At 26.1% G+C, this 20,911-nt stretch carries 20 protein-coding genes; 4 read left to right on the top strand and 16 right to left on the bottom strand.

The features are described from left to right. Nucleotides 1-403: FGGY family carbohydrate kinase (locus T364_RS10335; RefSeq protein ID WP_035945243.1), on the bottom strand; the 403-nt coding region annotated here is incomplete at its 3' end. Nucleotides 404-821: 418 nt separating this feature from the next. On the opposite strand from T364_RS10335, the gene T364_RS10945 reads away from it, so the two are divergent. Next, nucleotides 822-1,709, top strand: coding sequence for a PocR ligand-binding domain-containing protein (locus tag T364_RS10945; RefSeq protein WP_027128161.1), 888 nt, complete (start codon nucleotides 822-824; stop codon nucleotides 1,707-1,709). A 53-nt stretch (nucleotides 1,710-1,762) separates the two neighbouring features. On the opposite strand, the gene T364_RS0102430 is transcribed toward T364_RS10945, so the two are convergent. The 11 genes from T364_RS0102430 to T364_RS0102480 form a co-directional block, all read right to left on the bottom strand. Next, on the bottom strand, nucleotides 1,763-2,437 hold the full coding sequence (locus T364_RS0102430) for a 4Fe-4S dicluster domain-containing protein (RefSeq protein ID WP_027128162.1): 675 nt from the start codon (nucleotides 2,435-2,437) through the stop codon (nucleotides 1,763-1,765). 93 nt (nucleotides 2,438-2,530) lie between these two features. Continuing rightward, nucleotides 2,531-3,244 carry an MgtC/SapB family protein gene (locus T364_RS0102435; RefSeq protein ID WP_027128163.1) on the bottom strand — a complete coding sequence of 238 codons (714 nt, stop codon included), beginning with the start codon at nucleotides 3,242-3,244 and terminating at the stop codon, nucleotides 2,531-2,533. A gap of 81 nt (nucleotides 3,245-3,325) precedes the next feature. Next, nucleotides 3,326-4,612, bottom strand: a complete 1,287-nt coding sequence (locus tag T364_RS0102440) for a TRAP transporter large permease (protein WP_027128164.1) — start codon at nucleotides 4,610-4,612, stop codon at nucleotides 3,326-3,328. A gap of 11 nt (nucleotides 4,613-4,623) precedes the next feature. Continuing rightward, nucleotides 4,624-5,091, bottom strand: coding sequence for a TRAP transporter small permease (locus T364_RS0102445; protein WP_027128165.1), 468 nt, complete (start codon nucleotides 5,089-5,091; stop codon nucleotides 4,624-4,626). A gap of 71 nt (nucleotides 5,092-5,162) precedes the next feature. After that, nucleotides 5,163-6,188, bottom strand: a complete 1,026-nt coding sequence (locus tag T364_RS0102450) for a C4-dicarboxylate TRAP transporter substrate-binding protein (protein WP_027128166.1) — start codon at nucleotides 6,186-6,188, stop codon at nucleotides 5,163-5,165. Between the two features lie 444 nt (nucleotides 6,189-6,632). Then, entirely contained in the window at nucleotides 6,633-7,916 is a 1,284-nt protein-coding gene (locus T364_RS0102455) for a TRAP transporter large permease (protein WP_027128167.1), read from the bottom strand. After that, a complete protein-coding gene (locus tag T364_RS0102460) occupies nucleotides 7,916-8,389 on the bottom strand; it encodes a TRAP transporter small permease (protein WP_027128168.1) in 474 nt (157 codons plus the stop codon). Before T364_RS0102460 ends, T364_RS0102455 begins: the two co-directional genes overlap by 1 nt. A gap of 83 nt (nucleotides 8,390-8,472) precedes the next feature. Then, nucleotides 8,473-9,486 carry a C4-dicarboxylate TRAP transporter substrate-binding protein gene (locus T364_RS0102465; protein WP_027128169.1) on the bottom strand — a complete coding sequence of 338 codons (1,014 nt, stop codon included), beginning with the start codon at nucleotides 9,484-9,486 and terminating at the stop codon, nucleotides 8,473-8,475. A 30-nt stretch (nucleotides 9,487-9,516) separates the two neighbouring features. Beyond that, the gene (locus tag T364_RS0102470) at nucleotides 9,517-10,239 is read right to left on the bottom strand and encodes a glycerophosphodiester phosphodiesterase (protein WP_027128170.1); all 723 of its coding nucleotides are present in this window, start codon (nucleotides 10,237-10,239) and stop codon (nucleotides 9,517-9,519) included. A 392-nt stretch (nucleotides 10,240-10,631) separates the two neighbouring features. After that, nucleotides 10,632-11,549 carry an NAD(P)/FAD-dependent oxidoreductase gene (locus T364_RS0102475; protein WP_027128171.1) on the bottom strand — a complete coding sequence of 306 codons (918 nt, stop codon included), beginning with the start codon at nucleotides 11,547-11,549 and terminating at the stop codon, nucleotides 10,632-10,634. A gap of 9 nt (nucleotides 11,550-11,558) precedes the next feature. After that, nucleotides 11,559-12,182, bottom strand: coding sequence for an MBL fold metallo-hydrolase (locus T364_RS0102480; RefSeq protein WP_027128172.1), 624 nt, complete (start codon nucleotides 12,180-12,182; stop codon nucleotides 11,559-11,561). 184 nt (nucleotides 12,183-12,366) lie between these two features. On the opposite strand from T364_RS0102480, the gene murI reads away from it, so the two are divergent. Then, entirely contained in the window at nucleotides 12,367-13,155 is a 789-nt protein-coding gene (gene murI, locus T364_RS0102485) for a glutamate racemase (protein WP_027128173.1), read from the top strand. A gap of 215 nt (nucleotides 13,156-13,370) precedes the next feature. Here murI and glyA read toward each other — a convergent pair whose 3' ends face one another. After that, nucleotides 13,371-14,621 carry a serine hydroxymethyltransferase gene (glyA, locus tag T364_RS0102490; protein WP_027128174.1) on the bottom strand — a complete coding sequence of 417 codons (1,251 nt, stop codon included), beginning with the start codon at nucleotides 14,619-14,621 and terminating at the stop codon, nucleotides 13,371-13,373. A 245-nt stretch (nucleotides 14,622-14,866) separates the two neighbouring features. On the opposite strand from glyA, the gene T364_RS0102495 reads away from it, so the two are divergent. Beyond that, complete coding sequence (locus T364_RS0102495) at nucleotides 14,867-15,754, top strand: YegS/Rv2252/BmrU family lipid kinase (RefSeq protein ID WP_027128175.1); 888 nt, start codon at nucleotides 14,867-14,869, stop codon at nucleotides 15,752-15,754. A gap of 335 nt (nucleotides 15,755-16,089) precedes the next feature. On the opposite strand, the gene rfbC is transcribed toward T364_RS0102495, so the two are convergent. Together rfbC and rfbA are read right to left on the bottom strand one after the other, a co-directional pair. Then, nucleotides 16,090-16,635, bottom strand: coding sequence for a dTDP-4-dehydrorhamnose 3,5-epimerase (gene rfbC, locus T364_RS0102505; RefSeq protein WP_027128176.1), 546 nt, complete (start codon nucleotides 16,633-16,635; stop codon nucleotides 16,090-16,092). 8 nt (nucleotides 16,636-16,643) lie between these two features. After that, the gene (gene rfbA, locus T364_RS0102510; RefSeq protein WP_027128177.1) at nucleotides 16,644-17,522 is read right to left on the bottom strand and encodes a glucose-1-phosphate thymidylyltransferase RfbA; all 879 of its coding nucleotides are present in this window, start codon (nucleotides 17,520-17,522) and stop codon (nucleotides 16,644-16,646) included. A gap of 161 nt (nucleotides 17,523-17,683) precedes the next feature. Between rfbA and T364_RS0102515 the strand changes: the two genes are divergently transcribed. Then, nucleotides 17,684-18,442 carry a MipA/OmpV family protein gene (locus T364_RS0102515; protein WP_027128178.1) on the top strand — a complete coding sequence of 253 codons (759 nt, stop codon included), beginning with the start codon at nucleotides 17,684-17,686 and terminating at the stop codon, nucleotides 18,440-18,442. Between the two features lie 53 nt (nucleotides 18,443-18,495). Here the strand turns inward: T364_RS0102515 and T364_RS0102520 are convergent, their stop codons facing one another. Further along, nucleotides 18,496-20,883 carry a hypothetical protein gene (locus T364_RS0102520; protein WP_027128179.1) on the bottom strand — a complete coding sequence of 796 codons (2,388 nt, stop codon included), beginning with the start codon at nucleotides 20,881-20,883 and terminating at the stop codon, nucleotides 18,496-18,498. Nucleotides 20,884-20,911: the final 28 nt, after the last annotated feature.

A 20,911-nucleotide genomic window follows, 5' to 3' on the forward strand; every position in this document is an offset into this window, starting at 1 on the left:
CATCAATTAAAAGTCCTGTATTTTCTTTTACATATTCTTCTAAACCATCTATTTTTTTAAGTTCATCACAAATTTTTGCAGTTCTTCTACATTGCCAAACAATAGCATTGTAAACAGGTTTTCCAGTATTTTTATCCCAAACAATAGTAGTTTCTCTTTGGTTAGTAATACCAATACCTATAATATCATGTTGAGAAATTCCCTCTCTAGCAATTACCTCAGCTAAAACCCCACTTTGACTTGACCAAATTTCCATAGGGTCATGTTCAACCCAACCTTCTTTAGGATAAATTTGAGTAAATTCTTTTTGAGAAACACCAACAATTTTTTGGTCACTATCAAAAACAATAGCTCTTGAGCTAGTAGTTCCTTGGTCTAATGCTATAATATATTTTTCATTCATTGTCCCCTCCAGATAAATAAAGAAACTTAAAAAATAACCTCATATTTTAAGATTATTCTTTAAGCTTCTCCTATTCTCCCAAGCTTTATTTATGTTTATGTTTATTTCTCTTTACACAAATATAATACTTCAAAAAATTTTTTCTAACAAGTTAATTTAATACTGAAAAATAGAAAAATTTAATCATTTTTTTTAATTTTGTCTTTTTTTTACCATTTTCTCATCAAATTTTACTATTTTATATAAATAACATTTAACATCTTTTTGTTTCAAATAAGAAGTATTATTTTTTTTTAAATACATTTTCATGTTTTTATTTTACATTTTTTCTTCTTTGTTTTTCTTTTATATATTTTTTTTAATTTTTGTGATATAATACATATGCTTTATTTATGTTAATTACTTTAAAGGGGTATTTATGCTAAAAAGATATAAAAGTGAATTAATAAAAATACAAAACGAAATAATAGACGTTACTAAACTTGCTGTTCTTATCGTTGATAGAGAAGGAAATTATATTACTGAAAAAGGTAATTTTTCAAATTTTTGTAATATGTTTAGAAATAATAAAAATTTGAACTTATTATGTGAAAAATGTGATATGCATGCTTTAAATAAAACTTTTTTAACATTAAAACCATATATTTATAGATGTCATTCTGGATTAGTTGATATGATAGTTCCTATTTTATATGATAATGAGTTATTAGGAGCATTTATTGTAGGACAAATAGTATTAGAAGATGAAAAAACTTTTAATATTCAACAAGTTATGAATGATAATTTGGGAAAAAACGTAGATGGATATAAATTAGAAGAAAATTATAAACAATTAAAAAGAATGACTTTTTCCGAAATAACAAGTGTTGCTAATTTATTATCTTATACTTCTAGTTATATAACTCAATGTATAAAATCTAGAAAATGGTCTACACATAAAATTGAAAATAATGTATCCGATAACAGAATTTGTTTAAATGATTTACCTATTGGAGCAGCAATTATATATATAAATAAAAATCTTAATGGAAATATCTCTTTAGCTGAAGCTGCTGCTTGTTGTAATATGAGTGTCTCTCAATTTACTAGAGCATTTAAAAAAGAAACTGGTAAAACTTTTATAGATTTTGTAACTAGAAAAAAAATAAAACAAGCTAAATATCTTTTAAAATATACTACTAAAAGCATAAGTGAAATTTCTTTTGAGTTAGGTATGGAAGATAGTAGTTATTTTACAAAAGTTTTTAAAAAATATACAGGAATAAGACCTAAAGAATTTAGAGATAATGCATTAAAAAATCAATAATAAATATTTAAATCATAAAAAAAAGATGTTGTAAACACAACATCTTTTTTTATTTATAAAATTTCTAATTCTTTTTCTTTTCTTGGAACTGTTCTTAGATATTTATTTTTTGGATAACCTAATAACATACAAGCAATTATTCTTTCTTTGTTTTTTAGTCCTAAAAATTTATTTATTTGATTACTATGGTTTAAACTAATTTTTATAAAACTACTAAATAATACTCCTAAACCTTGAGCAACAGCCATTTTTTCTGCATTAGAAGCTGCTAATCCTCCATCTAATTCATCTTCAGCTATTATTAACATAATCATAGAAGCATTAAAGAAAAACATATCTGTTTCTGGTCTTTTTTCTTTATATTCTTGATATTTTTCAAACCATTTATCTTTCCATCTAAGACTAGGATCGTTTGATGGCATATTTTTTAACTTTTCTATTTCTATCTCTTTTTGTTGGTAATCTCTTATACTTCTTCTAAATTTTATAAAATTTAGAAGATTTTCTGGAGTTATTTTAAAAGTCTCTTCATTATATTCTTGTATATTATCACTTAAATAATCAGGTAATGTTACAGCTGATACAGGACATATAGCTAAACAATGACCACACATCATACATTCTCTTTTTATTTTAGCTTTTCCATTTTCTAAAAAAATATTTCTTGGAAAACATACTTTTATACATTTTCCACAGCCTATACATTTTTCAATATTTATATTTACCATTTTTATCCCTCCTTTTATTTTGTTATATAGTATCTTATAACAAAAATTTTATCAAGAAAATATAAAATCAAAAAATGGTAAAATATAATTTTTTTATTTTATGTTTACAGATTCAACAAAATCATAACATGATATTTTAGATATTAAATCTAAATAATTAAGCTGTTTAGGTACTATTAAAGAATAAATAATTCTTCTTTCATTTTCTATTTTTTGTATATTTTTTATTTTTATATCCATAGTTCTTAAAATATCATAAATATTTACTGAACACATACTTATAGAAGATTTATTTGTAAAAACCACTTCTACATCAAGAATATATTGTTTATTTATTAAAGACCTTTCTAATTGTTTCAAAGTAACTAATACCACTATAATAGCTATTCCAGCTGGAATAGCTAAAGAGTAAAATCCCCAACCAATTCCTATTCCTAAACATCCTGTTGCCCAAATTGAAGCTGCTGTTGTAAGTCCTCCAACAGTTCCTTTATCTCTCATAATAGTTCCAGCACCTAAAAATCCTATTCCACTAACTACTTGAGCTCCTATTCTTCCTAAATCTGTTTTTATTACTTGAGATATATCTGGATATAATATTGCAAAATTAATAATATTTACTCTTAATTGGTCTTGAATCATTGAAACTATACAAGCTCCTAAACACACTAAAATATGTGTTCTAAATCCTGCTGGCCTATTATGAACACCTCTTTCATATCCAATTATTCCTCCTACTAAAATAGCTGCGATAATTCTAACTATAATTTCTCTATTTGATAATATTAAATTGAAAGAATCATTCATAATCTCCTCCTAAAAAATAAATAAAGAGCTTTACAAATTTTGTAAAAGCTCTCCATTCTCCGCTCAATATAAAATTAACATTTATCTAAATAAATTTGGAATAAATAATGCAATATTTTCTGAATAAGTTACTATTAATAAAACAACTAATAAAGATACAATAAATGGCCAGACTTCTTTTATAAAATCTTCTAACCGTACATTGACTATAGAACATACTGTAAACATCATAGAACCAAATGGAGGTGTTAATCCACCTATCATTATATTTACTATGAAAATTACACCAAAATGAAGAGGGTCTACACCTAATCCTTTAACAGCTGGTACTAATAATGGAGCTAATATTACTAGAGCTGCCCCTCCTTCTATAAACATTCCAACAAATAATAATAATAAATTTATAACTATTAATAATAAAAATTTATTATCTGTAAAGTCCATTAATGCCTGTGTTATTATTTGAGGAATTCTTTCTAATGTCATATAATATCCAAAAACTTTTGCACTTGCTATAATTATCATAACAGAACCTGTACTTTTTACAGTTTCCATTAAAATAATAGGTATATGTTTTAATTTTAGTTGTTTATAAACAAAGAAACCTACTAAGAAACAAAATACCACTGCTACTCCTCCTGCTTCTGTTGGAGTAAACATTCCCATACGCATTCCTAAAATTATTCCAAATGGAATTGCAAGAGCCCATATAGATTTTATTGCTTGATTAAAAACTTCCTTTGGACTAGCCATCTTTTCTCTTGATGGAGCATATCCTCTTTTTACAGATATAATATATACTGTTATCATCATAGCAACAGTCATTAAAATTCCTGGAGTATATCCTGCTAAAAACATATCTCCTACAGGAACATTTGCTATTAAAGCATATAATATTAAGTTTGTTCCAGGTGGAATTACAGGACTAACTGCTGAAGAAGCTGCTGTTACTGCTGCAGAAAATGATGGAGAAAATCCTTTCTTTATCATTTCTGGAACTAAAATTTTTGATTGCATTGCAGCATCTGCATTAGCTGACCCAGAAATTCCTCCCATCATAGCACTTAATAAACAGTTTACTTGAGCAAGTCCTCCTTTCATATGACCAGCTAATATTTCTGCCATATTCATAAGTTGCTCACTAATTCCTGAATAATTCATTACAGAACCTACCATTATAAAAAATGGAACTGCTAAATATGGAAATGATTCTACTGATGTAACAAATTGTTGTATAACCATGTTCATTGCCATAGTTTGATTTATAAACATAAAGTAAAATAGTGCTGAACCCATAAGAGCAAATCCTATAGGAATATTTAAGAAAAATAATATAAATAGCACTATTACTGGTGATAATGCATTCATTCTTTTACCTCCTATTCTTTACCTTTTATTAATTCTTTAAAACTTTCTATTACAAATAATAGAGAGTATAAAGACATTAATCCAAAAGAAATAATTATAGATGAATTTATATATGCATATGATATCTCTAATGCTGCTGTTATTTTAGAAGATGATGCTACATATGTATAACTAAAATAAAACATCAAACTACTCAAAATAAATAATAATATATACACTAAAAATTCAACTATTTTTCTAATTTTTTTTGGAAGTAAAACTACAACAGCCTCTACACCAATCAATGCTTTTTCTCTATATGCTGCAGCTGTTCCTAAAAATATAGTCCATACAAAACAACCTACTGCTATTTCCTCTGCCCAAAAATATGTAAATTTTAATACATATCTTGTAAATACATTCATAACTACTACTATTGTAGTTATAGCAATGAAAAAACTTCCAATATATAATTCAAATTTTTTCAAAAAATCTCTCATTTCTCACCTCTGATTTTTCATAAAAATATTTATAATAGGGGATTTCTCCCCTATTATAAATATTATAGATTCTATTTACCGTTTTTTATATCTTCTCTTATTTTTGTTAGTTCTTTCATTATCTCTTCATAGATTCCAGGAGTCCATTTAGGGAATTTAGTATATACAGGGGCAACAGCTTTATTAAATGCTTCCCCATCAACTTCATAGAATCTAACACCTAATTCTTTTAATTTTTCCTCATATTCTTTTTCTAATTTTATAGTTTGTTCTAAGTTATCTTGTGCTCCAGCATCAAATTCTTCTTGTAATATAGTTCTTTGTTCTTCAGTTAAACTATCCCAAACTTTTGTAGATATACAAACTGCTGAAACTCCTAAAAGGTGTTTTGTTAGAGAGTATTCTTTTACGTTTTCATATTGTTTAGTTCCATAGTAAGTTAATATTGAACCTTCAACACCATCAATTACACCTTGTTGAATAGCTGCATATGTATCTGGATATGGCATTGCAACAGGGTTTCCTCCTAAAGCTTCTATTGTAAATGTATATAATTGGCTAGTAGGAACTCTTAATTTAACTCCTTTCATATCTGCTGGAGTTCTGATAGGTTTTTTAGTCATCATACTTCTGAATCCAAATAACCAATCTAGTGATAACACTTTTATTCCTTTTTCTTCAGCTTGTTTATTTAAATTTTGAACTAAAGGTGTTCTAACCATTCTTAGATATTCATCAAATGTTTGATATAATAAAGGCCCTGTAACAGCATTATAATCTGGAACATAATCTCCTAAGAAGTTAACTCCATCTACAAATATCCAATCTGAACCATTAACTACTTGTTCTATACCATCTTTTCCTATTGGTAATGTTCCACCTGTAAATAATTGTAACTCTAAAGTTCCATTACTTCTTTCATTAACTCTTTCAACAACCTTTACTAAAGATTTTGCTGTTTGTTCATCATCAACAAATTTTGTACTTACTTTTATAACTCTTTTCTCGGCTTTAGCAGAATCTTTTTTTTCTCCACCACAACCAATTAAAAATACTCCTACTGTAAGTGCTAGTAAAAAACTCTTAAATTTTTTCATGAAATTTCTCCTTTCAAAATTTTTTAGAACTCCTTTTACTTTGTGTTAATAGAAAATAAAATATTTTCCATTCAAAACTTAATTGCTAAAAATAAAAAGTAGTTTAAATAAAGTTCTAAATTAGAACTCACCTAAGCTACTCCCCTCTCCAGCTTTTATGTATTTTTATATCTATATGATAACAGTTTTAAATTTTTTTGTCAATGTTTTTTTGTTATCTTATGGAAAATTATTTTCAAAAATAATATAATATTATATAAATTTTAAGCATTGTTTCATTAGTTTGAAAAAATAATCAATTTTTCTTTTTTAAAATCGTATTGTTATTTAATATAATTTGATTTTATTTTGTATATTTTAATTTTACAAATTATAAACACTTTAAAAATATTAAAAAGGTATTGCAAAATTATGCAATACCACAATATATATTTTTTCTCTATTTTAAATTAAATTTGGAAGTAATAGCATAAGTTTTGGACAGAATGTTACTATCACTAAAACTATAAACAATGCTACTATAAATGGTAGAGATTCTTTTACAAACTCTTTAATAGGAACATCTACTATAGAACATGTTAAGAACATCATAGAACCAAATGGTGGAGTGATTCCTCCTATCATAATATTAACAATCATAACTATTCCAAAATGTACTGGGTCTATTCCTAAACTTCTTGCTGTAGGAATTAAAAGTGGTGCTAAAATAATCATAGCTGCTCCACCTTCTATAAACATTCCAATAAGTAATAAAATAGCATTTACTATTAATAGGAAAGCAATAGGACTAGAAGTTATATTCATTAAATATTCTCCAATAATATGTGGAATTCTTTCCCAATTCAAATATTGTCCAAAAACTCCAGCTCCAATAATTATAAACATAACACTACTTGTCCCATAGACAGTTTCTTTTACAATTCCAGCCAAATGCTCTATTTTTAATTCTTTATAAATAAAAAATCCAATAAATAAACAATATAATACTGCCATAGCTCCAGCTTCTGTAGGAGTAAAAAATCCAACTCTCATTCCTAAAATAATTCCAAATGGTAAAAGTAAAGCCCAAATAGAATCCTTCATTTGAAGAGCAACCTCTTTGCCTGTAGCTCTTTTTTCTCTTGTAGCTCCATAACCTCTTTTTCTCGAAATTATACTTACAGTAACCATTAAAGCTATACACATTAAAAATCCTGGAACATAACCAGCTAAAAACATTTTAGCAACAGATACATTGGCTATTAAAGAATAAATAATTAAATTTATTCCAGGAGGTATTACAGGAGTAATAGCTGAAGATGCTGCTGTTATAGCTGCTGAGAAAGATTTTGAAAATCCTCTTTTTGTCATCTCTGGAACTAATATTTTACACTCCATAGCTGCATCAGCATTAGCTGAACCAGAAATTCCACCCATAAGCACACTTAGAAGAACATTTACTTGAGCAAGTCCTCCTTTCATATGTCCAGATAAAACTTCTGCCATTTTCATTAATTTATCACTGATTCCTGAATAATTCATTACAGCTCCAGCCATTATAAAAAATGGAATAGCAAGTAATGGGAAAGATTCAGCACTTTTTATAAAAGTTTGTAATATTAAATCTGCAAAAGTGTTTGTATTCATAAATAAAAAGTAAAATAGTGATGATGCAAACAAAGCAAAGGAAATTGGAATATTACAGAAAAATAAAATAAAAAGTATTAAAACTGGTAATAATTTTTCCATTATTTATCTCCCTCCTTATTTATATCTCTAATAGCTTTTATTGTAAACCCTATAGAATGAAATAATATTAATCCAAATCCAACTATTAAAGCTGAATTTACATAGGCTGATGAAATTCCTAATACAGATGTTGGTTTAGATACAGAATATTTTGTAAAAATAATACTTAAATAAAATAAAACTCCTGTTAAAACTGTTACAAAAATATTTACTAAAACCATAAAAATTTTTTGCATTTTTTTAGGTAGTAATTGTACAAGCATATCAACACCTATGTGCATTTTTTTCTTAAAACAAGCAGCTCCACCAATATATATACTCCATATAAATGAAGTTGTAGCTATCTCTTCAGCACTTGAGATTGGAGAACCACCAAAAGTTCTCAACATAACATTTAAAATTACACTAGAAACTGTTATACAGATAAATATTCCAGCTATTATCTCTTCTAAATTATTTAATATTTTTTTCATAAGTATACCTCTCTTATTAAATGAGGCTTCTTTAATTTTATTTAAAGAAGCCTCTGTTAAACTTTACATATTAGACTTATAGATTATTTTTCATTTCTAATTTTAGCTAATTCTTCTTGTATTCTTTCATAAGTTCCTTCTGGAGTACCTAAATTTTTATAAATTCCTTCAGTTAATTTTGCAAATGCAGGTAAATTAACTTCGTTAATTTCTACACCAGCAGCTTGTAATTTTTCTATTAATTCTTTATCTAAATCAACCATTCTAATATTATTATTTATAGCAGCTTTATCAAATTCTTCTTGCATTACTTGTCTTTGCTCATCTGTTAAACTATCCCAAACTTTTGTAGAAATATATACTCCTGCAGTTCCTAAGAAGTGTTGAGTTAAACTCATTTTCTTTCTTAACTCATAAGTTTTTGTTAAATAGTTAGTTGCATAAGAACCTTCTAAACCATCAATAACACCTTGTTGTAAAGCTGATATTGTTTCTCCAAATGGCATAGATACAGCACTTGCCCCCATAGCATTTAAAGTATCTATAAATAATTTACTAGCTGGAACTCTGATTTTTAATCCTTTTAAATCTTTTGGTTCAACTACTTTTTTATCAGTTATTAAACTTCTAAATCCAAATATATAATCAAGTGATAAAACTTTTATTCCTTTTTCTTCAGCTTTTTTCTTTAATCCTTCTACATAATCTGTATGCATTAATTTTACATATTCATCATAATTTTCATATAACATTGGTCCTGCTAAAGCTGTAAATTCAGGAACATAATCTCCTATATAGCTTAAATCTTCTACTGATATAAAATTAGCTCCTCTAACAACTTGCTCTAATCCATCTTTATAAACAGGTAATTGTCCATTAGGGAATAGTAATAATTCAACTTGACCTTCTAATCTCTTATTAATATTTTCCGCTGCTTCTGCCATAGCAATATGAGTAGGTTCATTATCTTTAAAAATATAACTTACTCTTATTTCTAAAGGTTTATTTTCCTTTGCAGCTTCTTTTTTCTCTCCTCCACATCCCATTAAAAATGCTCCAACTGTAAGAGCTAATAAAAGACTTTTAAATTTTCTCATAAATTTTCTCCTTTCAAACTGTATTATTAACTATTTATTGCTTTCCTTTAACATAATATCTGGATAATTTGTAATTACTCCATGAACACCTATACTTTCTAACCATTGATAATCAACAACAGTATTTACTGTCCAAACAAAAGTTTTTATTCCTTTTTCTTCTAATTCTTTTACAGTATTTTTCGTTATTAAATTAATTTCTGGATGATAACTATAAGAAACTAATCCATTGTCATCTAAATATTTTGGTAAATTTAAAATTTCACTAGCTGTTAGTAAAGCTAATTTTAATTTTGGTTCTAATTTATGTAATGATTGGATAATGCTATGATGGAATGATGAAATTACAACTGAATCTAATCTATCAGCTTCATAAATTTCTTTTAATACAAGTTTTTCAATATCAGCTCTTCCTCTTTCAATTTCTTTTATCTCTATATTTAGAAGAACATCTTTAGGTACAACTTCAAATACTTCTTTTAGAGTTGGAACTCTTTCTCCTTTAAACTTTTCAGAAAACCAACTTCCACAATCTAAACTTCTTATATAATCAAAATCTAATTGATAAATATAACCTTTTCCATTAGTAGTCCTATCAACTTTCCAGTCATGAATAACCACTAACTTCCCATCTTTTGTTAACTGGACATCAATTTCTACTCCATTGGCTCCTTGTTCCACAGCTAATTTTAAAGCAGATAAAGTATTTTCTGGAGCATATGCAGAAGCTCCTCTATGACCTATAACTAACATTCTTCCACCCCTAACGAAAAAAAGTAGCCTAAAATTTTTTCAAAAATGAAAATTCTAATAGCCACTCCCCTCTCCAGCTTTTATTATTTTTATATTAATATATTAGCAACTTTATTTTAATTTGTCAATAAGATTTTAGTTTTTTTGTAGAAATTTTTATACTGAAATGATTATTTTTTTCTCGATTTCGTACTATAATAAAATTTATTAATGATTTTTACTCTATTTTTTGATAAAATAAAATTTATATATTTAATTAAAATTTTATATTTATTTGATAATATTTTTTATAATATAAAATTTAAAATATTGCTATAAAAAAGAGTTGAAGCAAACTAAAAATTTTTAAACAATTAATTTACATCAACTCTAATATTTTTTATTTTTTTATTTTATTTATTTTTTAAAATATATTTTATAGCTTCCATTCCAGCTATAGTTCCATCATTTACAGCAGTAGTTACTTGTCTAACTTTTTTAGCTACCATATCTCCAGCTACATATATTCCCTCTACATTTGTTTTCATAGTTTCATCTGTAACTACAAAACCTACTTTATCTAATGTAGCAAACTCTCCTAAAAGTTCTGTCATATTTTTTGTTCCAAGATATAGGAAAGCATATTGAGTTTCAAACTCTTTTTCCTCTCCATCTACTGAAACAAGAGCTTTTTCTAAATATTCATTTCCTGAAAGCTCTTTTAATTGAGCATTTAGATAAATTTTTACCTTTTCATTTTCTTGTAAAAGTTTTAGTTGTTCCTCACTACATTTTAATTCACTATCAGTTACAAATATATTAATCTCTTTTGAAAATCTAGTTAAAAACATAGCTTCCTCTGCTATCTCCTCACCTTTTCCAAATAGAGAAACTGTCATATTTCTAGTGAAAGCCCCATCACAAGTAGCACAATATGAAACACCAGCTCCTAAAAATTCCTTTTCTCCAGGAATTTTTTTACCAGAATTTTTACCAGCTCCTAAAGCAACCACTACTGTTTTAGCTCCAACATTTTCTACATCTGTTTTTACAATTTTAGGGGTTGAATATATATCTATTCCTAAAAAAGTTCCCTCTAAAAATTCTACATTAAATCTTTTAGCTTGTTCTCTCATATTTTCAAGAAGTGCTTTTCCTGTAATCTCTTGAGGAAAACCAGGATAATTTTCTATTGAGTGAGCCATAGCCAAACTTCCTACATCTCTTTTTTCTATTACTAAAACTGATAAATTACTTCTTCCACCATAAATTGCTGCTGTAAGTCCTGCTGGTCCTCCACCAACTACAACTAAATCATAATTTTTCATCAATAACCTCCTTTAAATTATTCCTAGTGATGTTAAAAATATTCTTTCTTCTCCAATAGTGGTACTTTCAGTATGTCCACTATACACCACTGTTTCACTTGGTAATTTACAAAGTCTTCTTAGACTATTAAAAAGTTGTTCTCCGCTACTTTCTGGAAAATCATATCTTCCAAAACTTCTTCTAAACATTGTATCTCCAGATATTAAAATTTTATCCTCTTTATCAAAGAAACATTTAGAACCTCTAGTGTGACCTGGAGTATCTATAACTAAAAATTTTCCTATCATATCTCCATCTTTAATTCTTTTGAAAGAGCCTTTATATATAAAGTTTATTCCAAAAATATAAGTTGAATGATTTTTTGCTGGGTCCACTAAACACTCAGCATCCTCATCTCCAATAAATACTTTAGCATCTGGGTAAACTTCTTTTATAGCATTTAATCCACAAATATGGTCTGAATGTCCGTGAGTTAAAATAATATATTTTAATTCTAATTGATTTTCATTTATAAAATCTATAATTTTATCTATTCTTTCTCCTTCACAATCAAATAAATATGCTTCTTTATTTTCATCCCATAGAAGATAGCTGTTTGTCATAAATCCGCCAGTATAAAACCTTTTTATATTCATAAATTATTACCTCCATTTCTCTTCTTATTATATATCTTATCATTTTTTATATCTATTTTCAATTTTTAATATTTTTATCAGATTTTTTTCTAATATAAGTTGATATTTTTTTTCTAACATTATATAATATACATTATAATTAATATGGGTTTAATTTATGAAATATTTTAGTGAGGATATATAAATGAATAAAGATTACAACATAGGAGTTTTTGATTCTGGACTTGGTGGAATTACTGTCCTAAAGGAAATTTCTAGACTTTTACCTAATGAAAATATTATATACTTTGGAGATACAAAAAATGTCCCTTATGGAGAAAAAACAAAAGAGGAAATTCAAGCTCTTTGTGAAAGAATAGTAAGATTTCTATTTACTAATGGTTGTAAATTAATAGTTATAGCTTGTAATACTGCTTCAATAGCTGCTTATGAATATTTACATAAAATTTCTCCTATTCCTATTGTGGGAATAATTAATTCTGCTGTAGATTCTATTCCTTATAATACTTATAAAGAAATAGGAATAATAGGTACACCTTTTACTGTAAACAGTGGAGAATATCCTAGAAAAATTAAGGAAAAAGATGAAAATTTGAAAATATATTCTGTTGGATGTGAAAAACTTTGTCCTATGATAGAAAAAGGTTGGGAAAATTTTTCTGACAGAAGAGTTATACTAGCTGATTATATCACTCGTATTCCAAAATCAGCTGAAGCTTTACTTTTAGCTTGTACTCATTATCCTCTTATTCTTAATGATATCAAAGATATTTTTGAAGGAGATATTTTAGACCCAGGAGAAGAGTGTGCTAGAGAAGTATTTAGAACATTAAAAGCTAATAATCTTTTTAATCCGAAAAATGAAAAAGGAAAGATTGAATTTTATGTAAGTGGTGATAAAGAGATTTTTCAAAAGAAAGCACAAGAATTTTTAGGTTATGAAATAACTAGACTTTTTAAAGTAAATATTTAATAAAAATATATTTTATAAAAAAGCTGAGTAGCATTAAAAAAGTTTTACTCAGTTTTTTTATTAAAATTTTTTAATCTTATTTTTTTAATTTTTACTATTTTCAAGGTATTTTACTTTCTATCAAAAATTTATAATTTCCTAAACAATAAAAAGAAAAAGAAGCCCAAGCTTCCTTTTCTTTTGTCTTATATAATCTTTATTAAAATTTAGAAACATTATTCATATAGAGGAAATTTTAAACAAAGAGCTTTTACTTCCTCTCTTATTTCTTGAAGTTTTTCTACATTATTTATATTATCAACAACCTCTAATATAAATTTTGCAATTTGCTCCATTTCTTTTTCTTTCATTCCTCTAGTTGTCATAGCTGGAGAACCTATTCTTATTCCACTTGTTACCATTGGTTTTTCTGTATCATAAGGAATTCCATTTTTATTTACAGTAATTCCAGCTATTTCTAAAGCTTTTTCAACTTGTGCTCCTGTTAATCCTTTATTAGCTTTTACATCTATTAATACCATATGGTTATCTGTACCACCACTAACTATTCTAAGTCCTCCTTCTTCAAGAACTTTTGCTAAAACTTTCGCATTTTTTACAACTTGATGTTGATATTCTTTAAAGCTTGGTTCTAAAGCTTCTTTGAATGCCACAGCTTTAGCTGCTATTATGTGCATTAATGGTCCCCCTTGAATTCCAGGGAATATAGTTTTATTTATTTTTTTTGCAATTTCTTCGTTATTTGTCATTATAACTCCACCACGAGGTCCTCTTAGAGTTTTATGAGTAGTAGTTGTAACAACATCTGCATAAGGAATTGGACTTGGATGTTCTCCTGTAGCTACAAGTCCAGCTATATGAGCCATGTCTACCATTAAATAAGCTCCTACTTTATCAGCAATTTCTCTAAATTTTTTGAAATCTATAACTCTTGCATAAGCACTAGCTCCAGCTACTATTAATTTTGGTTTAACTTCCATAGCAATTCTTTCAACTTCGTCATAATCTATTAATTCAGTTTCTTTTGATACACTGTAAGAATATACATTGTAATCTTTTCCTGAAAAGTTTACATTTTTTCCATGAGTTAAATGTCCCCCATGGTCTAATCTCATTCCTAAAATTGTATCTCCAATATTTATTAATGCTTTGTAAACTCCCATATTAGCTTGTGAACCTGAATGAGGTTGAACATTTACATAATTTACATTAAATAACTTTTTTGCTCTTTCAATGGCTAATTTTTCTGCCACATCTACATAAATACATCCACCATAATATCTTTTATCTGGATATCCTTCAGCATATTTATTTGTCATTATACTACCTGCAGCTTCTAAAACGGATGGGGACACGAAGTTTTCAGAGGCTATTAATTCAATTCCTTCATTTTGTCTCTTTCTTTCTAGTTCAATTGCTTCAAATATTTCTCTGTCTGTTTCGTAAAGTTTTTCTAATTTTATCATTTGTGTCCTCCATTTTATCTTAAGCCTTAGGCTCTTTATTTTAGATTTTTTTATCTTATCATATTTCAAAAAAAAATAAAAGTGTTTTTTTAATAAAAACAAATGTTTTTTATTTTTGTTTATTATTTGTACATAGGAATTACTATTTATATATTTCCTTTTTTATCTAAAGATGTTATAATTTAAAATATTAAAGCTAATAATTTAAAACTATAAAAAGCTTGTAATAAAATTTAGGAGGATATATGAAAAAAGTTAAGTTTTTATACAATCCTTTTTCTGGAGAAAAAGAAATTGTTAAATACCTAGACTATATTATTTATTCTTATCAAAAAAAAGGTTATACTATAATTCCTTATAGAATTAGTTTTGATTCTAATTTAGAAAATGTTTTTGAAGATATTGATGAAAGTTTTCATCATATTTTAATTTCTGGTGGAGATGGAACTGTAAATGAAATTGTAAATATTATGAAAAGAAAAAATATAGATTTACCTATAGGAGTGATTCCAGCTGGTACAGCTAATGATTTTGCTCATTTAATCGGTATGCCTCAAAGTATAAGATATTCCATTGATATGATATTAAATAGCGAAGTTTCTACTGTAGATTTAGGAAAAGCTAATGGAAAATATTTTGTAAATATTTTTAGTTCTGGACTTTTTACAGATGTTTCTCAAAAAACTCCTACTGAATATAAAAATACTTTTGGAAAATTAGCTTATTATTTTACAGGAATAAAGGAATTACCTAAATTTAAAATGTTAGATTTAATGGTAAAATCTAAAGAGTATTCTTTTGAGGGAAGCTCTATTCTTTTCTTTGTTTTTAATGGTAGAACTGCTGGAAATTTTCAAGTGGCTCATGATTCCACAGTTGATGACGGTTTTCTTGATGTAATCATCATTCCTAAAGAAAATTTCTTAGAAAAATTATATATTCTCCCTCATTTAATGTTAAAAAATAATACCTCTTACCCAAAAGGTATTATACATTTTAAAACTGATGAGATAGAAATAGATGTTAAAAATAAAGGAGATTATACTACTGATATTGATGGAGAACCTGGACCTCATTTTCCTATAAAAATCACTTGTGAAAAAAATGGATTAAAAGTTTTAGGTTGGATATAAAAAACAAAAAAGTGAAGATTTTATTCTTCACTTTTTTATCAAATAAAAACTTCTATTCTTTTAAAAGCCACTCTATAACATTTACTCTTTTAATTCCATCATAATTAGAGTTTAGTAAAATTTCATCTAAAGTTATTAAATATTTAACATGATTATCTGTAAAGTTCAAATTAGGATTATATTCCTATTTTTTACAAAAATGAATATCTAAATAAAACAAAAAAGCTCTCAAGAAATTGAGAGCTTCTATCTGACCTTTTGAATCCAAACTTTAAAGTACCCAACGGGTATTTACATATATATTATAAGATATTTTTGTTAAAAAGTCAATATTTTTAGAAATCTACATCACTTTCTGATAATTTTGGGGCTTTGGCATCTTTTGGAGAAAGAATTGGATTTTCAATTCCCCAATTGATATTTAGCTCTTCATCATTCCAAATTATATTTCTATCAGCTTCAAAGTTATAATAGTTATCAGCTTTATATAAAAATTCTACATTATCAGTTAAAGTTAAAAATCCGTGAGCAAAACCTCTAGGGATTAAAAACTGTCTTTTATTTTCTTCTGATAAAACACAAGAAACCCATTTTTTATAAGTTTTAGAATTTTTTCTTAAATCTACAGCTACATCTAAAACTGCTCCTCTTACACATCTTATAAGTTTTGCTTGAGAAGCTTCTCCTTTTTGGAAATGTAGACCTCTTAAAGTTCCTTTTACTGCTGAAAAAGAATGGTTATCTTGTACAAAATTATAGAAAAGTCCAGCTTCTTCCATTTTTCTTTGTGACCAAGATTCAGTAAACCAACCTCTATTATCTCCAAAAACTTGTGGTTCTATTATAACTACATCTTCTATATCTGTTTTTATAACTTTCATTTTTTCTCCTAATATTTTATTTTATCCTCTGCTACTTTTAAAAGATATTGTCCATAATTTGATTTTCCATATTTTTTAGCTGCTTCTAAAAGTTTCTCTTTATCTATCCATTTATGTAAATATGCTATTTCTTCTAAAGAAGCTATTTGTATTCCTTGACGGTTTTCTATTGTTTTTATAAACTCTGTAGCTTCTGCTAGTGAATCCATTGTTCCTGTATCTAACCAAGCATAACCTCTACCTAAAGTTATTACATTTAATGTTCCATCTTCTAAATACATTTTATTTAAGTCAGTTATTTCTAACTCTCCTCTTTTTGATGGTCTTACTTTTTTTGCAAAATCTACAACTCTATTATCATAGAAATATAATCCTGTTACACAATAATTTGATTTTGGATGTTCTGGTTTTTCCTCTATTGATATGGCTTTTCCATCTTTGTCAAACTCCACTATTCCAAATCTTTCTGGGTCATTTACATAATAACCAAAAATTGTTGCTCCAACCTCTTTAGCTTCAGCTTCTTTTAAATGTTTTGAAAGTCCTGCTCCATAGAAAATATTATCTCCTAATATCATTGCACAAGAATCATTTCCTATAAATTCTTCCCCAATTAAAAATGCTTGAGCAAGTCCATCTGGTCTTGGTTGTTCTGCATAACTTAAAGAGATTCCATATTGACTTCCATCTCCTAAAAGTTTTTTAAAATTTGGTAAATCTTGTGGTGTTGAAATTATTAAAATCTCTTTTATCCCTGCTAACATTAGAGTTGACAATGGATAAAATATCATTGGTTTGTCGTAGACTGGTAAAAGTTGTTTTGATGTTACCATTGTAAGAGGGTATAATCTTGTTCCTGACCCTCCAGCTAATATTATTCCTTTCATAAACTACTCCCTTTGTAATAATTTTATAATTTTATTATACTTTATTATAAAATAAAAATCAATTACTATACTTTATTTTCCATTGACTAATATTAAAAAATATGATATACTTTATTTTTACAAAATGACTTAAAAGTCATTTTATAATTTGGAGGTAATAAATGAAAAAAACTTTTTTAATTTTAGGTATTGGAGCTATTCTTGCTCAAGGAGCTTATGCTAACAGTATTGGATTAGGATATGGAGTTACTAGTAAAGTTTTCAAAAGTGATGAACCTCATTATGTTTTACCCTTTGTAGATATTGAATATAATGGATTTTTTATTGATGGAGGAAAACCATATGGATTTGCTTTTGGATACAATTTAATTGAAGAGGATAATTATTCTTTCTCTATTTATGCTATTCCTTTTGGAGGATATAAAATAGAAGCCAAAGATATGGATGCAGGTTACAAAGGAATTGATGATAGAGATACTCAATTTATGGGTGGAGCTGAATTTTCTTATACTTTTATTCCATTTGAAGTTACTTCTTCTGTAGCTTTAGAATATGGAAAAGAAGGAGGAAATATTCATTTAAAACTTAATAAACCTTTCTATATTAATTCTCAATTTACTTTAGTTCCTAGCTTCAATTATACTTACTACAATAATAAAATGGTGGACTATTATTTTGGTGTAGATTCTCATGAAACTAAATACAATAGACCTGAGTCATATAATATTCATGGAGCTTATGATGGAAAAGCTGGATATACTTGTGGAATTGGATTACTTGGAAACTATCAACTGACTGAAAGTTTTTCTACAGTTGGATTTGTAGGAATAACTAAATTATCTAAGGAGTTATCTGATTCTCCTTTGGCTCATGATGATATTGTTACAGCTGTTGGTGGAGGAATTATTTATTCTTTCTAATTATAATTTAAATACAAAAAGGGTATTGCAAAAATTTACAATACCCTTTTTTATTATTTTTCTTTATATTCTGTTATTCTTACACTTGAATCATATTCTCTTTTATAATCTCTAAGTTCTATATATTTTATTTTTTGTTCTAATAAGAATATTTCTTTTTCTAAGATTTTAAATTTTTCATCTAAAACTAAAGCTTCTTTTTCTGTAACTTTTCTTAAACTAGTACTAAGTTTTTCAATTTCTAAAACTTTTCTATTAATTTCTTTTTCTTTTTCTAATAATTTCAAATTATTATTAGATATTTCTAAATATTGTTTTTCTTTTATAGAACTTTTATTTTTTACAGCTAAGTCACCATTTTCTAGGACCACTACTTCATTAGAACCTAAATTATATTTTGATAATAAAGTTGAATAAAAAGCTATTTTTTCTTTTATAATATCTAACTCTCTTAATAATATAGTTTTTTCTCCAGATAATAATATTTTTTCCTTTTCAACATTAATAGCTAAATTATTAGATACAATATAGCTTTCTAAATCTCTATAAATACTATTTCTTATTTTCCAAATTTCAAAAGATATTCTATCATACTCTTCTTTTTTCTTATTATTCATTTCAATAAACTTTCTATTTTCAATATCTTCTTCTATTCCTGTAAGAGCATTATTTAAAGCATCTAATCTTTCAGTATAATTTTCTTTTTTAAAGCTTTCTTTATTAGAGAAATTTTCATTTTTATTTAAGAATGAATCTATATAAAAATTAGAAAATTGTGCTTTTATATTATCTGTAATTTCTTTTTCTTTTGCACTATCTCCAATTTCTAAAGATACTATATATTGAGTTGGAATATATAAATAACTACTATCTGATACTAATCTATTTTTTACTTTTTCATAACTATCTTTCATTGCTATAGGAGTAACATTTATTTTAATATTATCTTCTATAGAATAATTTTTCTTTATATAATCTTGAATTAATTTTTCTATATTAAGAGGTGTTTTATCTGGATTTTGTCCTCTAGTTATCTCTTTATGAGAAAAAGAAATAACAAATTTTTCTTGAGAATATCCTATAGATGTAATTAAGAAAAATACTACTACAACTCCTAAATACTTTTTAAATGATTTAAAAAACTCTTTTAAAAATGCCATTAAAATTCCCATAAATAATCCTAATACAACTCCAGCTGCTAATATAAGTTTTGCTTTTGATTCTGAAACTACTGTAATAGGAGTAGCTTTTTTTAGCATTTCTCCATATTTTATTTTATTTTCTTGAAGTCCTAATTGATTAAATTCTTCTATAATCATATTATAATCATTTATTATATTTTTTATGCTATTTTTAATATATAAAATTTCATTTTCTGTTCCTATTTTTAAATTAATATTTTTTAACTCTAAAATTTTAATTTGATTTTTTATATTACTTATTTCATTTTGAAGTTTTATATTAGAATTAATAAGAGCTGAATAATACTCATCTTCCTCATTATTTTCTAATTCTAATTTTAATCCTTTAGGAATAGTTGTAGCTTTTTCTTTTATTTTTTGATTCTCTATAATACTTAAATAATCTTTTTGAACTTTTAATTTTTCATCTAATAATAATTTTAATTTATCTATTCTTCCAGTAGATATAGCTTTAAAAGAATCGGGATTTTTTACTATATTTGTTGCTTCTAAATAACTTTCAATTTTATTTATTTTTATATTTTCTAAATTTTTTATTTTTATTTGAATATCTCTATATCCAAATCCATATGATACATAAGAGATATTTGTCTTTAATTTTTCATTAATAACATTATCTAATATATCTCTATCTTTTTTTATTAGTTCTAAAATATCTTGATATTCACTAGTTGTATTATCTACTATACTAGTATCTATAATTTCAGCTCTATATTTAGATTCATATGTATTTTTAAACTCATTATTTAATCCTTGAATGTATTCTTCTAAAATTTTCTTACTAGTTTCTAAATCTCCTATTCTTAATTGAATTGAATAATTTTCTGGAATATAATCTATTGTTTCACCTTTTTTTTCAGCAAACTCCATTTGAGTCTTTATTTCTTGTGGAATTATACCAGAGATTTTAAATGCTTCTCTAAAATTATCCAAGCTTATATTTTCTTTTTCAGCTATTTTTTCTTTAATATAAACTTTTTCTAAAACATTTGGTGGTAATAAGTTTATTTTTTTATTTTTTAATTCTGGTGAATCTAATTTTATTATTACTGCAGCACTTTTTCCTGCATCTCTCATATATAGAGCTACTCCTAAAGATATAGCAGACACAATAATAAAAGTTACTAATATAGTTACTTTTTCTCTAACTAATATAGCTAAAAGTTCCATTAAATCAATTTCATCATCTTCTTGATGATAATTTTGGATTTCTTTTAATTGATAATCTTTATTTTCCATTTTATTCTCCTTGTATAATTATAATCTT

Origin of the sequence: Fusobacterium perfoetens ATCC 29250, from assembly GCF_000622245.1 — a bacterium.
Classification (GTDB): domain Bacteria; phylum Fusobacteriota; class Fusobacteriia; order Fusobacteriales; family Fusobacteriaceae; genus Fusobacterium_B; species Fusobacterium_B perfoetens.

Excerpts from the sequence above, each read along its gene's own strand:
- T364_RS10945 (WP_027128161.1), top strand. The coding sequence starts at position 822 with ATGCTAAAAAGATATAAAAGTGAATTAATAAAAATACAAAACGAAATA.
- T364_RS0102430 (WP_027128162.1), bottom strand. The coding sequence starts at position 2,437 with ATGGTAAATATAAATATTGAAAAATGTATAGGCTGTGGAAAATGTATA.
- T364_RS0102435 (WP_027128163.1), bottom strand. The coding sequence starts at position 3,244 with ATGAATGATTCTTTCAATTTAATATTATCAAATAGAGAAATTATAGTT.
- T364_RS0102440 (WP_027128164.1), bottom strand. The coding sequence starts at position 4,612 with ATGAATGCATTATCACCAGTAATAGTGCTATTTATATTATTTTTCTTA.
- T364_RS0102445 (WP_027128165.1), bottom strand. The coding sequence starts at position 5,091 with ATGAGAGATTTTTTGAAAAAATTTGAATTATATATTGGAAGTTTTTTC.
- T364_RS0102450 (WP_027128166.1), bottom strand. The coding sequence starts at position 6,188 with ATGAAAAAATTTAAGAGTTTTTTACTAGCACTTACAGTAGGAGTATTT.
- T364_RS0102455 (WP_027128167.1), bottom strand. The coding sequence starts at position 7,916 with ATGGAAAAATTATTACCAGTTTTAATACTTTTTATTTTATTTTTCTGT.
- T364_RS0102460 (WP_027128168.1), bottom strand. The coding sequence starts at position 8,389 with ATGAAAAAAATATTAAATAATTTAGAAGAGATAATAGCTGGAATATTT.
- T364_RS0102465 (WP_027128169.1), bottom strand. The coding sequence starts at position 9,486 with ATGAGAAAATTTAAAAGTCTTTTATTAGCTCTTACAGTTGGAGCATTT.
- T364_RS0102470 (WP_027128170.1), bottom strand. The coding sequence starts at position 10,239 with ATGTTAGTTATAGGTCATAGAGGAGCTTCTGCATATGCTCCAGAAAAT.
- T364_RS0102480 (WP_027128172.1), bottom strand. The coding sequence starts at position 12,182 with ATGAATATAAAAAGGTTTTATACTGGCGGATTTATGACAAACAGCTAT.
- murI (WP_027128173.1), top strand. The coding sequence starts at position 12,367 with ATGAATAAAGATTACAACATAGGAGTTTTTGATTCTGGACTTGGTGGA.
- glyA (WP_027128174.1), bottom strand. The coding sequence starts at position 14,621 with ATGATAAAATTAGAAAAACTTTACGAAACAGACAGAGAAATATTTGAA.
- T364_RS0102495 (WP_027128175.1), top strand. The coding sequence starts at position 14,867 with ATGAAAAAAGTTAAGTTTTTATACAATCCTTTTTCTGGAGAAAAAGAA.
- rfbC (WP_027128176.1), bottom strand. The coding sequence starts at position 16,635 with ATGAAAGTTATAAAAACAGATATAGAAGATGTAGTTATAATAGAACCA.
- rfbA (WP_027128177.1), bottom strand. The coding sequence starts at position 17,522 with ATGAAAGGAATAATATTAGCTGGAGGGTCAGGAACAAGATTATACCCT.
- T364_RS0102515 (WP_027128178.1), top strand. The coding sequence starts at position 17,684 with ATGAAAAAAACTTTTTTAATTTTAGGTATTGGAGCTATTCTTGCTCAA.
- T364_RS0102520 (WP_027128179.1), bottom strand. The coding sequence starts at position 20,883 with ATGGAAAATAAAGATTATCAATTAAAAGAAATCCAAAATTATCATCAA.